A 16094-nucleotide genomic window follows, 5' to 3' on the forward strand; every position below is an offset into this window, starting at 1 on the left:
GCTTATTGGATGTTATTTGTGAGAGTGTGGATCACGCGGAAAGACCAAGATGGCTGAATTTGTTGCGCTTGGACTTCAGTTTGGCTTCTACGGCTTTCACGCTTTGCCCTGTCTCAATGGCGGTAGAGCTGGCTACGGATCGCATCATCATTGCTTTGGCCACCGGCTGGGCGGGCTTGCGCTGGCGTTTGATTTTCATGCTAAAAGACCTGTAGAGTCAGATAATTATATAAATTATAACAGAATATTCCTGTTACAACAGGATATAAGGTTGCCAGATCCGGGGTTGGCTGCCATAGTCTCTAATAGGGTTAGGTGCTTTTAACCTGCTGATTTATAACAACATGATCTCAAAATAAACGGGTGAATCATGAGTAAAGTAGGGCAGCGCGAACGACTGACTCAGCAACGCGTTGTGCAGTTCTTTCAATCTGAACTTGGCTACCGCTATCTGGGTAACTGGGAGGACAGAGCCCAGAACCAGAATGTGGAGCAGGATATTCTAACGGGCTGGTTAGCATCGCGAGGCTATAGCTCGGCCTTAATCAATCGCGCCCTGCGCCAGCTGGATACCGCTGCGGCATTGGGTGAAGGCAAGAAGCTCTATTACGCCAACAAGGATGTGTACAGCCTGTTGCGCTATGGCGTGAAAGATAAGGAAGGCGCTGGCCACCACAATGAAACCGTCTGGCTGATCGACTGGCAAAATCCTGAGGACAATGATTTCGCCATCGCCGAAGAGGTTTCCATCAAGGGCGAAAATAAAAAGCGCCCCGATATTGTTTTATACGTAAATGGTATTGCCCTGGGTGTAATTGAGCTTAAACGCTCATCGGTTTCCGTGTCTGAGGGTATTCGCCAGAATCTGGATAATCAGAAGAAAGACTTTATCCGAAATTTCTTTACCACTCAGCAATTGGTGATGGCAGGTAATGATTCCCAAGGCCTGCGCTACGGCACCATTGAAACCCCGGAAAAGTATTATCTGGAGTGGAAAGAAGATGTTGCCAACCCGTATGAGCACAAGCTTGACTTTCACCTGAGCCGTATTTGCAACAAACTGCGTTTTCTACAAATTATTCACGATTTTATTGTGTTTGACGCAGGCACGAAGAAAACCTGCCGCCACAATCAATATTTTGGTATCGAGGCTGCTAAGAACTACATCGCCAAACGCCAAGGGGGCATCATTTGGCATACCCAGGGCTCCGGCAAAAGCTTGACCATGGTGTGGCTAGCCAAATGGATACGGGAACACGTCTCTGATGGTCGGGTTCTGATCGTGACCGACCGCACCGAGCTGGATGAGCAGATTGAGAAAGTATTCACCGGGGTAGAGGAAGACATTTACCGTACCACAAGCGGTGCGGATTTGATTGCGACCCTGAATCAACCCAATCCCTGGCTGGTGTGCTCACTGGTGCACAAATTTGGCCGGCAATCCGATGCAGAGAGCGATGCGGCCACAGATGAGTTTATCGCTGAACTGAGAAAGTCACTGCCTTCCGATTTTAAGGCCAAGGGCGATCTGTTTGTGTTTGTGGATGAGTGCCATCGTACCCAGTCGGGCAAGCTGCACGAAGCCATGGAATCTATCCTGCCAGAGGCCATGTTTGTCGGCTTCACCGGCACGCCGCTGATGAAGAAGGATAAAAAGAAATCGGTGGAAGTGTTCGGCCCTTATATTCACACCTATAAGTTCGATGAAGCGGTGTCTGATGGCGTGGTGTTGGACTTGCGCTATGAGGCAAGGGATATTGACCAGCACATCACCTCTCAAAAGAAAGTGGATGAGTGGTTTGAGGCCAAAACCCGTGGCCTTTCTCGCATTGCCAAAACTCAGATCAAGCAGAAGTGGGGCACCCTGCAAAAGGTGCTTTCCAGCAAGTCGCGTCTGCAACAGATCGTGAACGATATCTTGCTGGATATGGAAACGAAACCGCGGTTGATGGATGGGCGCGGCAATGCGATGTTGGTGTGCGCAAGTGTGTATCAGGCCTGTAAAGCCTATGAGATGTTTAGCCAAACCGACTTGGCGGGCAAGGTGGCTATTGTCACCAGTTACCAGCCCACAGCGGCCAGTATCAAAGGCGAGGAAACCGGCGAAGGTTTGACCGAGAAGCTGTTCAAATACGACATTTACCGCAAAATGTTAGCAGACTATTTTGAACAGCCCGAAGACAAAGCCGCAAACCGGGTGGAGGAGTTCGAAAAAGAGGTTAAAAAGCGCTTTATTGATGAGCCGGGCCAGATGCGCTTGTTGATCGTGGTAGATAAGCTGCTGACCGGCTTTGATGCGCCTTCGGCAACCTATTTATATATTGATAAGCAGATGGCCGATCACAACTTGTTTCAGGCGATTTGCCGGGTAAACCGGCTGGATGGCGATGACAAGGAATACGGGTACATTGTTGATTATAAGGATCTCTTCAAGTCATTGGATAAGGCGATATCTGACTACACTCAAGGTGCGTTTGAGGGGTATGACCAAGAAGACGTTGCCGGGTTGCTAAAAGATCGTCTGGAGCAGGCAAAGCTCGATTTGGATAACGCGCTGGAGATGGTGCGCGCTTTGTGCGAGCCGGTGAAGGCCCCGCGAGATCAGAAAGATTACTTTCATTATTTTTGTTGTGATCCTGGTGCCGACCCGGATGTACTGATAGAAAGAGAGGCGCTACGCGTCACTCTGTATCAGTTGGTGGCCAAGTTGCTGCGGGCATTTGCCAATATTGCCAATGAGATGCCCGATGCAGGCTATACCGCACAGCAGATCGAAGCGATTCGCGAAGAGATCGCACACTATGAAAAGATGCGGGATGAGATCAAGCTGCATAGTGGCGATTTAGTGGAGATGAAGCGCTTTGAGCCGGCCATGCGTCATTTGCTGGATATGTATATCCGCGCCGATGACAGTGAGACCTTGATGGATTTCGAAGAATTGGGCCTGATAGAGTTGATCGTGGAAAAAGGCGCGGATGCGGCAGGTGTACTGCCTGACAGTATCCGCCGCAACCCTGAGGCGATGGCAGAGACCATCGAAAACAACGTACGCAAAACCATTGTCGACGAAAACCCGGTTAACCCGAAATACTACGAGCAAATGTCGGTGCTATTGGATGAGCTGATAGAGCTGCGCCGACAGAAAGCCATTGAGTACCAGGAATATCTTGAACGCATTCGCGAGTTATCGCGCAAGGTTATTCGCCCCCAACAAGCTGACTCTAATTATCCTTACTCAATGGACACGCTGTCAAAGCGGGCGTTTTACGACAATTTTGGTCAGGATGAAGTGCTGGCAACCAAGATCGATGACGCCATTCGTTACACTAAAAAGGCCATGTGGAAAGGCGACCGCTTTAAGGAGCGGGAGATCGCCAATGCGGTGCGAGAAGAAACCGCAGGCTACGATGTGGATATTCAAAGTGTTATGGAGTTAGCGAAAGCACAACGGGATTACGATTAATGTCGCTGATCCAGATCGGACCTATTGAAGTGCAGCTTAATCGCAAGGCGATCAAAAATCTGCATATCAGTGTATTACCACCGGATGGGCGGGTGCGAGTATCTGCACCCAAAACCATGAGTGATAACGCCATTCGCATGGCAGTGATCAGCCGTATTCCCTGGATCAGGAAGCAGCAAAGTGATTTCGCCAAGCAACCCCGCCAGTCTGACCGTGAAATGGTTAGTGGTGAATGCCATTATTTGTGGGGTAAGCGCTATCGGTTGGATCTTATAGAGCGTAAAGGTCGCCATGAGATTAAGGTTGGGCGTGGGCGATTGCATCTGCATGTAAGTGAAGGGACTACATTCGAAAGAAAAGTGCTGCAATTGGACTCGTTTTACCGTGGTTTGCTTAAGGAGCGGATTAGCGAGTTGTTGCCCTCATGGGAAACGAAGGTTGGCGTTTCAGCCGCCGATTGGGGTGTAAAAAAGATGAAAACCAAGTGGGGTAGTTGCAACACCAATGCAAAGCGCATATGGCTAAATCTTGAACTGGCCAAAAAGCCACCTGAGTGCTTGGAATACATCTTGGTGCACGAGCTTGTGCATCTGCATGAACGCAAGCATAACGCAAGGTTTAAGCACTATATGGATACTTTTCTTCCAGACTGGCGAGAGCGTAGAGATTTGCTTAACAAGATGCCACTAGCAAACACTCGTTGGGTTTATTAATTTAGACGGTGTTAAAGCTTAGTAGACTTCGGAGCTGGAATCAGTGGAAGATCCTAGGAAGATGCTATTGTCTCGCCCCAAACTCAATCCGGATGAGAGTTTGGTAGGCTATTTTCATCGAGTAGCTCATTTGAATGGATTTCAGAAAGTTAATGCTTTTCTATGTCATCTCTTGGGGAGGAAAACAGATATTAAGTCTCTCCAAACTCTCAAAATTACTAGGGAAGTTACGAAGGCTCTCTTGTTGGTAACAGGGAATCGTCGCAGTTGGCCTTTAGACTTCGAGGGCTCACACAGGTTAATCAGATCTGATGGCTTAAGTTTAAAGATATGTGTAGAGTGCTTCTCTTCGAGACCACACATTAAATGGGAGTGGCTCGCAAAGAATAATAGTGTATGTCATGAGCATAAACGTTGTTTGGAGTACGTGCCTAATATTGATTTGAATTCTGAACACTACCCAAAACAGGCGTGCTTCATTATCTTTTGGACAGCAATCGCTTCCGTTGTGATATCGAGGATAGCATTATGGAGCTTTGCGTTCGCAATACTACGACTGTGTTTTGCAACCCTTGTAGTTTACTTCATAAAGTCAGGCCACAGCTCTTATATCGTTGACCGCAAAGGCGGTTATACTCCTGATTGATTGGCAGGCCGATTCATTGATATATTTAGCTCATGAGTCCGCAGGCTCCCGCACTCACTCAATAAGCTCACCCTAAATCCATAACGGCCGGATAGTATGACAGACCACGACCACATAGCGCAGCTGTTATCCCGCTGCGGGTTGCGAGACCAGCAAGCATTTCTGGCATTATACGATGCGACTTCTGCGAAACTGTACGGCTTGATACTGCGTATAGTTAAAAGAGATACATGGGCACAAGACGTGCTGCAGGAGGCCTATATGAAAATATGGACGGCGTCCGGATCGTATGAGGCCGCTAAAGCTAATCCTATGACCTGGATGACCCACGTTGCGCGCAATCGTGCATTAGACTGGTTGCGCAGTCGCGAGGTCAGTCAGAGCAGCCGCAATGTCGACATCGATGAGCAATTGGAGTTGAGTGCGCACACTGACCCTTTGAGGGATGCGACCACCCACTGTGAGCTGGTTCGTCTGAATGATTGCATGCAGTTGCTCAATGAACAGCATCGTCAAAGCATTCGCCTGATGTATCTTGATGGCCTAACCTATGAGGAAGTCGCAAATCGTCTGAGCAAGCCCACTGGCTCTGTAAAATCGTGGGTTCGAAGGGGTTTGCAGCGAGTGCGGGAGTGCCTGGGCTTATGAAATACACGGATCCAACCTTACGACAAGCACTTGCTCAAGAGTATGTTCTGGGCGGCTTGGTTGGTGGTGCTCGTCGCCGTTTTGAGGCGCTGATGGCCCGTGATTCGAGTTTGTTCACGTTGGTCATGGATTGTGAGCAAGTGTTGCACCCCATTGCTGACAGTGTTGCTCCGGTAATGCCACCAACCCATATCCGGCGTAATTTAGCGCATGCCATCACCACGCCTTCTAGTAAGGCCCAATCCGTACGAAACCGCTTTTGGGATCGTCTCTGGCGTATGCTGGCGGTGGGTAATGGCCTGGCTGCTGCAACATTCGGGCTGTTTCTGTTTTTCAGCGCACCTGCGGTGATGAATCCTGCGTATCTGGGTGTGCTCTTTGATGATCAGGATAGGGCTGCGGTAGTGGTTGGGGCGGATAAAGCGCCTTGGCGCATCACGATTAAAACGTTGATTACGCACGATGATCCTGCCACCCGATTACAGTTGTGGGCGGTGGATCGTGATAGTGGCCTTTACACGCCGATCGACACCTTAGGCGCCACAACCTCAATCGAACATACAATCACTGAAGAGCTGTGGCAGCGTATTAAGAATGCGCGTCGCTTGGTGGTTAGCGCTGAGCCGGTTGATCGACCGTTGCAAGAAAAACCATCGGGGGCAATTCTGTATTCGGGTATTTGTGTCCAAACCGAGGGTGTGTTGTAAGGTGCAGTGGTGATAGCCCGCAGAGGATGCTCAAAGCATATACTTGCATGTTCCTTGAATGAAAATTAAGCTGAGGAGGATTGTACCGGTTTAATGACAACGGAATTGTGTGCGGCTGAGGCCAAAGGAATATGGCGGATCGAATCGCAAGGGTGGGTTGGCAGGTTACAGGATTGGGGTTCACAAGAGGGGCCCTGATATGGTTAGTTTCCTGTTGGTGTCGAGCAGAACCCACTGATTTTTTTGATTTATCTCTGCAAGAGCTGGCTGAGGTCAAAGTTACCGTGGCCAGCAAACAACAAGAGCGCATTGCTGATGCTCCCGGCAGTATTACCTCCTATTCTCAGCGCGATATTCAGGAGCTGGGTTACTATAACCTGGCTGATTTAGCGAACATCACTCCAGGCTATTCCTCCTATACCAGTATTGGTGAAAATACCTTGGAAACCCGAGGGCAAAAAGCTTCGGGTTTTGACAATAATCGCCATCTGTTGCTGCTGGATGGTATCCCCATCAATCATATACGTGCCTACTCCGTACAGTCTGATAATCACCTCCCACTTTACTTTGCCAAGCAAGTGGATTTTTTGCGTGGCCCTGCTTCGGCGCTATATGGCGTCAGCGCGTTTTATGGGGTGATTGATATTGAACCGTTGGAACAGCAAACACAGGGGAGTCATTTTTCAGCTCGAGCCTCCGCTGGATCACAGGATGGCGAAAAGCGTTTGGTGAGTAATTATCTGTTCCGAAATACGGTGGGCAGCGGTGGTGTGCGATTTGGTTATTATGATAAATCGGCATCCGAAGATGTGGTGGCAGGCGATGCCGGTCATCTCAATTACGATGATCAGCAGAGCGTATTTCTTTATGGCAGTTGGCAGTGGGATCAGGGGCCGTTAGAAGGCGTACGGTTAGGCACTTTGTATCTCAAAAAAGAAGGTGGGCTTGGTGATTTCTGGGCAGATTACTCCAGTGAAGATAATGAAATCAGCTGGGAGACGTTGGTAACCTATGTGAAGTATCAAACGGCCTTAACGAAAGCGTTGCAGTTCAACAGCCATCTAAAGTACGCCTACGCCACGGAGGCCTCTACGTTTTACGATGCTACCGAAACGGTGCGCTCCCAATACGATTATCCTTTTCATTCCTATGAAGGCCAAGCTGAACTGGACTGGCGATTGGGCAGTGATAGCAATCTGATCGCCGGTGTGAATTACGATACGCGATATGGTGAGTCTGAATGGGTGGAGGCAAGTGGCGTGTCGAGGCTTACTCCAAGAACGCCGGATGTGGATACCTTATCGTTATACACTCAGTTCAAAACAACCTTGCCACTGCTTGAAGGTACGCTGATTACGTTAGGTGCACGGGAAGATAAAGGTGAGGCCGGTAGTGATACCTATTCGAAGCTTTCGCCGCGGTTGGCGGTAGTGCAGCGCTTTACTAATCATTTCAATTTGAAATTGATGTATGGCGAAGCACTGCGCGGGCCCTCGGTGAAGGAGCTGGGTGTGAATGACGAAGTCAGAGCCGAGAATCCAGCGATCGATATTGCGGATTTGCAGCCAGAGCAGGTGAAAACATTTGAAGTGGCGCCGGTGTTTCAAAGTAACAAGTGGCTGCTGAGCCTGACCTATTTTGAAACACACACGGAAGAGTATCTAGGGCGAAACTGGGCGAGTTTGGGCGAGTATGTTAACAGTGCTGATGATGTGGACGTTCGTGGTTGGGAGCTGGAAGCACAGTATCATTTGAACAGTAATACCAAGTGGTTTTTTAACAGCTCTCGTGCTGAAAGTAAAACCAGCGCGACTCACAATTTGTCTGATGTCCCGGATGCCAAAGCCAACCTGGGTTTGATGTGGGGAGGTGTGAGTGGGTTACCGTTATCTGGATCGGTTGTGGGGCGTTGGGTAAATGAATACTCCACACCATCAGGAGACGGAGTGGGTGGTTTCACGGTGCTGGACTTAAACCTCAACTATATGATTGCTCCGAGCACCAGCGTTGGGTTGCAGTTAAGGAATCTATTCGGCAAGGAATACTATTTGCCTCTGGCAGGAACTGAACACCTGCCCATGCCGGGTGCCTCGTTCCTGGCTTCTATTGAGTATCATCCGGGGCGGGTTGATTAGGGCAGGTTACGCCTGTGTTTTGAATTGCAGTTCTGCCAGGCGTTTATACAGTTCATTTTTTTCTACCAGCTCTTCGTGTTTGCCCAATGCTTCCAGTTTGCCATGATTTAATACGGCGATTCGGTCAGCGTTTTTTACCGTGGCCAGTCGGTGGGCTATTACCAGGGTGGTGCGGCCAATCATCAGCTTGTCCACGGCCTGCTGTACCAGATGTTCGCTTTGTGCGTCCAGGGCGCTGGTGGCTTCATCCAGCAATAAGATGGGGGCATCTGCGAGAATGGCGCGAGCGATGGCAATGCGTTGTTTCTGCCCACCGGACAGCCCTATGCCTCCATCGCCCAAGCGGGTGTCATAGCCCTGCGGTAATTGCTCGATAAATTCATGGGCGTGTGCAGCCTTTGCCGCAGCGATGATTTCCTCACTGGTGGCATCGGGCTTGGCGTAGTGGATGTTTTCGGCAATGGAGCCATAAAACAGCGTGGGTGTTTGTGATACCAACGCGAAGCAGTTGCGTAGCACTGCCAGATCTAAGGCTTTGATATCAATACCATCCAGTTTTATGGAGCCCGCGTTGCCGTCTGCAAAGCGCAGCAACAAATCTAACAGAGTGGATTTGCCTGCCCCCGATGGGCCTACCAGTGCCAATGTTTCACCTGCGGCGATGTTTAAGGATAAGTGATCGATGGCGGGGTCGTTCGGCCGTGAGGGGTAGGTGAAGGTAAGATCCTCTATCTCGATATATCCCTGAATAGGCGTAGGCAGAGGCGTCGGGTGGGCCGGGTTTGTTATATCTGAGGTGGACTGCAGCAGTTCCACAATCCGCTGTGCAGCACCTGCGGCCCTTTGCAGTTCACCAATCACTTCGGATATGGAGGCAACCGCTGAGCCCACGATTACGCTGTAGAATACAAAGGCTGCCAGTTCACCGCCGGTTATGCGGCCTTCGATAACATCTATGCCGCCCACCCACAGCATCATACCGACCGCCCCCAACACCAGAACAATCACCAGAGTAATCATCAGGCCCCGCTGAATGTTGCGTTGTCTGGCAATGTCAAAGGCGCTATTAACAAATGACAGGAAGCGAGTTTGATCCAGCCCTTGATGGTTGTACGCTTGTACTATCTTGATATTGCTGAGGATTTCTCCTACATAGGCGCCTACATCGGCGATGCTGTCCTGGCTTTTGCGAGACAGCCCTCGCACTTTTCCGCCATAAATCAGAATGGGGGCGATCACCAGCGGCACGGCGATAGCCACGATTCCGGTGAGTTTTGGGTTAGTGATGAACAGCCAGATAATGCCTCCTACCATCATAATGAGATTGCGCAGAGCCATAGACAGAGATGAGCCCACCACCGATTGCAACAAGGTGGTGTCGGTGGTCAGGCGGGACTGAATTTCCAAAGAGCGGTTTTGCTCAAAAAAAGCGGGATGCAGGTGAATGAGGTGATTGAATACCCGCTCCCGAATATCTGCCACGACCCGCTCCCCCAGCCAGGATACCCAGTAATAACGGGTGAAGGTGCCCAGTGCCAAGGCTACGACCATCACCAGAAACAGCAGTACGTAGTGTTCCAGTTGATCTGGCGATGCCGTGGCGATTCCTTGATCGATCAGTAGCCGAACGCCCTGACCGATAGACAGAGTTATGGTGGCTGTAAACAGCAGTGCAGCAATGGCATAGGCGATCTGCCATTTGTACGGCAGCATAAACTCTGCGGCCAGTTTGGAGGCATTCCAGCGGGGTGTGTCCAATGGGGATTCCTTAGCGTCTGATTTTTACTGCAAGCTGGCCATTGTAGGGCGAATCGCTGCTGCTAGGCCAGTTGCGGCTGTGGTTCAGTGTGGAGTTTTCAGTATCTGTGTCCAACCGGTCATGTTCAGCGCACTCTTCAGCCTTTATAATGGAGGCTTTAACTCTTCGACTCATTATTAACAGGAATAGATTATGCAGCGTCCATTCAAAGTGCTTGGTATCCAGCAAATTGCCATTGGTGGCCCTTCTAAAGATCAACTCAAGAAGCTTTGGGTCGACATGCTTGGGCTGGAGATTACCGGCACCTTTGTCTCCGAGCGGGAAAACGTGGATGAGGATATCTGCGCCATGGGGAGCGGGCCTTTCAAGGTGGAAGTGGATCTGATGCAACCGGTTGACCCTGAGAAGAAACCGGCGGTGCATACCACCCCGCTGAATCACGTGGGGCTGTGGATTGATGATTTGCCGAAGGCAGTGGAATGGTTGAGTGCTAATGGCGTGCGTTTTGCTCCTGGTGGTATCCGTAAAGGTGCGGCTGGGTTTGATATCACTTTTTTGCATCCCAAGGCCAATGAGGAATTTCCCATCGGCGGTGAAGGTGTGCTGATAGAGCTGGTGCAGGCACCTCAGGAAGTGGTTGATGCCTTTGCGAAGTTGGCGGCCCAGTAGAGCAAAGGCCGTTATTGTCTGTCTGGAGGGGGCTGGTGATGTGCCTGCCCCTCTAATATTCCTAGGTTTATAAGGTGTATGCCTGGGATAGCCGATCGCTTTCAAATTGCCAGTTGCTTTGGTTCCTTTTTGTAATCTCTGCTTACCAACCGTAATACATCCATACCAATTTATAACTGCATAACCCGTCCATCGGAGGTAAAAAGTAAACATAGCCTTGTGCTTTTGAATACATAATAATAATCATACAAGCGTTATCTACTGATGAATCTCTGCGACAAAGTGTTCCGTCAAATTGGTAATCCGCTGGAATGGAGTTCGGCAAAAAAGGCAAATCTGTTGCTGTGGATTTATCTTGTGCAGCAGAGCATCTATCAGGTCTGGATAGAGATGGCGATGAGACTGCCTGAGTTCGCGGGCATGATCGATCTGCAACAGGTTGCCCATCATCGGGTTTATTTTAATAGTCTGCTGATGCTGTCAGCCGGTCTGATTCTTCTGACCCGCTTGGCGCAAACTCGAAATCGGCAGAGCGTGTTCTATGAGTATTTGGCAACATTGTATTTTGGTGTCAGCCATGTGTATTACGCCTATTGCGTTGGTTTGATGTCGTTACCTGTGGGCGTAGTGTTGGCAGGGGCACCGGTGGTTGGTTTTATATTTTTTGATCGTTTGGCTGTTGCCAGTGCGTTTGTGATTAGCTTGGTACTGGTTATTGGGCTTAGTTTGGCATCGTTCATGGATGTTCTGCCTTATGCGCCTTTAGCTCAGAACCTGTATCAGGGTGATGGCCGGTTGTCGATGGGGTGGCAGTTGACCTACATGGTGTTTGCGTCACCTCATCTGGTCTTTATTTTTGCATTGGCTTACTACGTGTTACAGCGCTGGCGGATCAGAGAGCAGGAGGCTATGCATTTGAGCCGCACTGACAGTCTGACCGGGCTGGTGAATCGGCGGCACATTCTGAGCTTGTTGGAGCAGGAAAAGGCCGCTTGTGAAAAGCGGGAGATGCCTTTGTGTCTGGTAATGGTGGATCTTGATCACTTCAAAAGCATTAATGATCGTTGGGGTCATGACGTGGGTGATCAGGTTCTGATAATGGCTGCTATGGCATTGAAAAATACGGTAAGACAGCTGGATCATGTGGGGCGATATGGCGGTGAAGAATTTCTGGTGATATTGCCCGGCTTGGAGGCAGAACAGGCGAGATGTCTTGCTGAACGAATTCGTACAACTATTGCTGCACTCGTACTAGAATTACCGGATGGCGAATCGCTTTCCTTGTCTGCGAGTTTGGGGATGAGTTGTTATACGGTGTCACAGATTGTCACGGTTGATGACTTGGTTAAGCAGGCGGATGTGGCGTTGTATAAGGCCAAGGGCACCGGTCGGGACCGGTTAGTGGTAGCGCCATAGCAATGGGGGCTGCATGTTTGATCTGAATTTTTTATGCGTATTGGGGCGCTACTATTGTGTGGAGTAGACTTAAGGCCATTGCAGTAAAACTGAACCGACGAATTGGCAACCCGTTGGAATGGGAGTCCAGTTCCAAAGCCATGTTGCTGGGGGCTGTGACTTGTGGGCTGTATCTGCACTATGCTCTTTGGGGGGAGTTGTTGCTGATTCAGGATGCTGATAATCATTGGATTGATCAGGCGCATTTGGCCAGTCAGTTAAGGTGGTTTTACGGGTTTTCCTTTACCTCGCTTTTGCTTATTGTCGGAACCTATCTGGTTCGTCAGCTAAAGGGTGATCTGGTGCTGTTTGAATACATCGCATCACTCTATTTTGGTTTGTCGTTGTGTTATTTCAGTTATCAGGTCGGTACGCTGTCATTGCCTGTGGGGGCAGTAATGGTGGGGGCGCCTGTGGTTGGATTTATCTTTTTTAACCGAGCTGCAGTGATGTTGGCGCTGTTTCTGTCGATGCTGGTGCAGCTGGCGTTGTCTTTCGGGGCCGCTTGGCAATGGTGGCCTTATGCGCCAATGTTTCACAATACTCAAGGGGCTATGTCATCGGCATCACCCTTTGTTGTGTTTCATATGTATTTTTACACCCTGCCTCATATGGTGTTTCTGATTACGGCGTCCTATCTGGTGCTGCGCCGCTGGCGCGATCGTGAAGAAAAGGTGCGCTTGCTGAGCATTACCGATCCATTAACTGGATTGTTTAATCGCCGCAGCATTCTTGTGCATTTGGATCAGGAGCAGGAGCGCAGCCGAAAAAAAGGGCCGGCGTTATCCTTGCTGATGGTTGACCTGGACAACTTCAAGTCCATTAATGACGATCGTGGCCATGAAGCTGGCGATTTTGCGCTGATCGCCGCAGCGGATGCTCTGCAGAAAAGCTTGCGTCAGAATGACCGGGTCGGGCGCTATGGCGGCGAGGAGTTTCTTATCATTTTACCGGGTACTGATTTGGAAGGTGCCCAGACTATCGCTGAGCGCTGTCGCCAGCAGCTGGAAAGTACCGATGTTATTTTAGCGAAGGGCGATCGTATCAAGCTGACCGGAAGTTTTGGGCTGGTGTGCAATGAAGGCGATGTGCGCATGGGCGTAGATGAAATGCTGCGGCGGGCGGATCGAGCCATGTATCGAGCTAAAGATGGCGGCCGTAATCAAGTGGTGGTGGATCATATGCACGGTGCAGCATAAGGAGCCGCTCAGGCGGCCCCTTGTTTGGTACTGTGGTTAATCCAAGGCCAACTCCAACCTGGTTTCTGACAGGGTATGGGCCTTGATGTCTTGCTCATTGAAATATAATGGCCTCAGTTGCGGTTGTGCTGAATACAGGCGAGTTTGATCATCTCTGTGTTCAGACTCTGGGTTAATGGATTGAGAGTAGGTCATCAGGCCACGAGCCACAGGCCCTTTCTTGGTGAATGTGACTAACATGATCCAGCTTGATCCTTGCGATACCTGATAGCCTTTACCTTCGGCGCTTATTTGGCTGCCAGCAATCGATGGGTATACGTTGCGGGGGATCAGTGAGCTGTCATCACTTATTGATCGAAACACATTAAAGCCCCCTTCGATGTTATTACTGCCTTCCCAGGGCAACTTCTCGCCTGAGGGGGTGCCGTCCAGGTTGCTGTGTTCTACGAATTGTACCTCACCCAGGCTGGCATCCAGGGCTACCTCTGCCTGCTCCAGTACTAGAACAGCCTGCGCCAGTTGTTTCAGCACGGTTGTGTTGCCTTTCAGTGTGTTGGGGGTGCCGGTGGGATCAGTCGGGTTGAATTCAACCTCCCACTGAGGATCACGGTAAAATTGTTGTGCAAATTCCCGAAACAGGTGAGCTCCTCGGCTGTGTTTTTTGAAACGGCCATCCCATTGATCTAACACAGTACAGGCAGGCGCAATATTCACAAGAACGGTCTGTGTGTTTTCATCAGCGGGAATTTCTACGCTGACCGGTTCCTCAGCTTGGGCTTCGCACAGTTCAATCAAATCGCTTAGCACGGATTCTGCCAGATAGGATCGTTCGCTGAATAGGGCGCTTTGCAGTTCGTCGATATTGAAGCGTTCATCGTCCCCTGCGCTGCTTGCAAACAAAGCGTGCGACATGCGGGAACGCAAGGATTGGGCTACATCTGTTTTTCCGTACAGGATGGAGCTGCCCGTTAAGGGGGCTGCAGGGTTAGTCAGCCAGTAGCTGTCATTGGAGTTTTGTACGTAGTCGCTGCGCTCAATCTTGGGTGCGTTTTCGTAGGGTACCGGGCCGTTGAAGTTGAAAATCTCCGAGCTGCCCGGCAGGATGCTGAATCCTGTCACTTCACGGGCTTGCATTAGCGTCGGATCAGTTCTCAGCGCTTGTTCGGCAGCGGGGGATAAATTCGGTACTGTGGAATCATCGATGTAAAACGTGTTGCCTTCCTTATCGACTACCAAAGTGTTGTTAAACAGCACACCATTGTATTGCTTGAAAGCATCTTTAAACTCCTCCATGTTCCGGGCAAGGTTCATGGCCATCCAGTGGTCAACAATATCAAAGTTGGCTTTGTTGACGTCCTTGATAGAGTAGGCCACTGAGCGTGATTGCTGATTGGTGCCCCAGGGCAAAACGTCTGGAATAACAATCATGGGTCCAAAGTCGCTGAAGTACACTTTCTTGGAAAAAGGCAGAGTGGTGTTTGGCCCGACGGCGACATTCAGAGTCAGTGTTTTCTCTTCAATTGTGCGGGGTAGGCCATCCACAACATAGGTCAGGCCTGCAGGGTCACTATCATCCAGTGCCAGCTCATACACAATAAAATGTTCGGCGGTCGAGTAGGTGTGCGACCATGCGACATTTTTGTTAAAGCCAACATTTACCATGCCGGGGGTTCCGTATAGGGATGAGCCCATGACGTCCATTACGCCGGGGATCGTTGAATGAAACTGCCAGAAGCGCAATATGCCCGTATGAGGAAAATGTGGGTTGGCCAACAACAGCCCTTTGCCGTTCTCGCTTTTATCTTTGCCGATGGCCCAGGCATTGGAGCCGAGATCATTAGGATTGCCTTGAGGTAATCGTGGCAAGGTGACATTTGCCGTAAGTTGGGTTGTGTTTAACGCCTGTTTTTGGGTGTTGGCAACCACAGGTGAAGGCAGATAACTGGTATTGGGGGGAGTGGCTATAAAAATGGGCGCCAGAAAGTTTCCTGAGCCTGGCAGCAGTGCAGTGCCCAGTAACGAGGTGAGCATGTCGACTTCGTCGATTGGCTGCACCCAGGGCTTGCCTGCGCAGTTGGGGTCCAGGTTTTCGCTCCCGGTATTGTTCAGATAATGATTAAAACCTTTACTGTAACCCGAGAGCATAGACTTGGTGTTATCGCTCAAAGAGTCCATTCCGGATTCGGCCTGCTCTCTGATTCCCAATGCCAGGTAACTGAAATCAGAAATAAGATTAACGCTGTCACCGGAACCTGGCACCTTGTCAGGCCCATAAAACCGCGAACGGCGGCTATTATAACGAGCCACAATATCCAGAAGTAAGCAGGCATTATCTTCTGAAAAGGCATAGCCGATACCGAAGGCCAGGCTTTCAAGGTTGTCTGCTTTGATGTGGGGAACACCATAATCGGTACGGCGGATTTTGGCGCTCAAGACGCCATCATCATCAAATGCTACGAGTTCTTTCTTGGGGCAGCCTGTTAGGGCCAGTGTTGATACACCGAGGGCAAGTGCACTGATGGCACCTGCAAAATGTAGAGTAGCCATTATAAATTCCTTATTATGTTTATACCCTGATCCTGGGTACTACTTTTTTATAGCGCAGATGTTGTTATGTGTGTATCAGAAATAAGGGTAAACAGACGGGAGGAGCGAAAGCTGGTCATCAAATATTCGATTGACCAGCGCGCTGAATGAATT

The 16094-nt window shown here is 49.9% G+C and carries 12 protein-coding genes; 9 read left to right on the forward strand and 3 right to left on the reverse strand.

Annotation, left to right across the window (positions count from 1 at the left end; translation table 11 throughout):
* Positions 1-31: 31 nt before the first annotated feature.
* Entirely contained in the window at positions 32-199 is a 168-nt protein-coding gene (locus Kalk_RS21370) for a hypothetical protein (protein ID WP_199767922.1), read from the reverse strand.
* A gap of 171 nt (positions 200-370) precedes the next feature.
* On the opposite strand from Kalk_RS21370, the gene Kalk_RS14135 reads away from it, so the two are divergent.
* From Kalk_RS14135 to Kalk_RS14160, 6 genes are all read left to right on the forward strand, one after another.
* Positions 371-3463 carry a type I restriction endonuclease subunit R gene (locus Kalk_RS14135; RefSeq protein WP_101894861.1) on the forward strand — a complete coding sequence of 1031 codons (3093 nt, stop codon included), beginning with the start codon at positions 371-373 and terminating at the stop codon, positions 3461-3463.
* Positions 3463-4176 (forward strand): M48 family metallopeptidase, encoded by a 714-nt coding sequence (locus Kalk_RS14140; protein ID WP_101894862.1) that lies wholly within the window; start codon positions 3463-3465, stop codon positions 4174-4176. Before Kalk_RS14135 ends, Kalk_RS14140 begins: the two co-directional genes overlap by 1 nt.
* A 61-nt stretch (positions 4177-4237) precedes the next feature.
* Positions 4238-4822, forward strand: coding sequence for a TniQ family protein (locus Kalk_RS21795; RefSeq protein ID WP_101894863.1), 585 nt, complete (start codon positions 4238-4240; stop codon positions 4820-4822).
* Between the two features lie 96 nt (positions 4823-4918).
* Positions 4919-5470, forward strand: a complete 552-nt coding sequence (locus tag Kalk_RS14150) for a sigma-70 family RNA polymerase sigma factor (RefSeq protein WP_101894864.1) — start codon at positions 4919-4921, stop codon at positions 5468-5470.
* On the forward strand, positions 5467-6177 hold the full coding sequence (locus tag Kalk_RS14155; protein WP_101894865.1) for an anti-sigma factor: 711 nt from the start codon (positions 5467-5469) through the stop codon (positions 6175-6177). The genes Kalk_RS14150 and Kalk_RS14155 overlap by 4 nt, the downstream gene beginning before the upstream one ends.
* A gap of 131 nt (positions 6178-6308) precedes the next feature.
* Positions 6309-8312, forward strand: a complete 2004-nt coding sequence (locus Kalk_RS14160) for a TonB-dependent receptor plug domain-containing protein (protein WP_101894866.1) — start codon at positions 6309-6311, stop codon at positions 8310-8312.
* A gap of 6 nt (positions 8313-8318) precedes the next feature.
* Here Kalk_RS14160 and Kalk_RS14165 read toward each other — a convergent pair whose 3' ends face one another.
* Complete coding sequence (locus Kalk_RS14165; protein ID WP_267892394.1) at positions 8319-10070, reverse strand: ABC transporter transmembrane domain-containing protein; 1752 nt, start codon at positions 10068-10070, stop codon at positions 8319-8321.
* Positions 10071-10263: 193 nt separating this feature from the next.
* Between Kalk_RS14165 and Kalk_RS14170 the strand changes: the two genes are divergently transcribed.
* The 3 genes from Kalk_RS14170 (at position 10264) to Kalk_RS14180 (ending at position 13394) form a co-directional block, all read left to right on the forward strand.
* The gene (locus tag Kalk_RS14170; RefSeq protein WP_199767923.1) at positions 10264-10740 is read left to right on the forward strand and encodes a VOC family protein; all 477 of its coding nucleotides are present in this window, start codon (positions 10264-10266) and stop codon (positions 10738-10740) included.
* Positions 10741-11004: 264 nt separating this feature from the next.
* A complete protein-coding gene (locus tag Kalk_RS14175; protein WP_101894868.1) occupies positions 11005-12156 on the forward strand; it encodes a GGDEF domain-containing protein in 1152 nt (383 codons plus the stop codon).
* 56 nt (positions 12157-12212) lie between these two features.
* Positions 12213-13394, forward strand: a complete 1182-nt coding sequence (locus tag Kalk_RS14180; RefSeq protein WP_158643497.1) for a GGDEF domain-containing protein — start codon at positions 12213-12215, stop codon at positions 13392-13394.
* 36 nt (positions 13395-13430) lie between these two features.
* Here Kalk_RS14180 and Kalk_RS14185 read toward each other — a convergent pair whose 3' ends face one another.
* Entirely contained in the window at positions 13431-15941 is a 2511-nt protein-coding gene (locus Kalk_RS14185) for an acylase (RefSeq protein WP_101894870.1), read from the reverse strand.
* Positions 15942-16094 lie beyond the last annotated feature (153 nt).

The sequence above is a fragment of the Ketobacter alkanivorans genome (assembly GCF_002863865.1).
GTDB classification, from domain to species: Bacteria; Pseudomonadota; Gammaproteobacteria; order Pseudomonadales; family Ketobacteraceae; genus Ketobacter; species Ketobacter alkanivorans.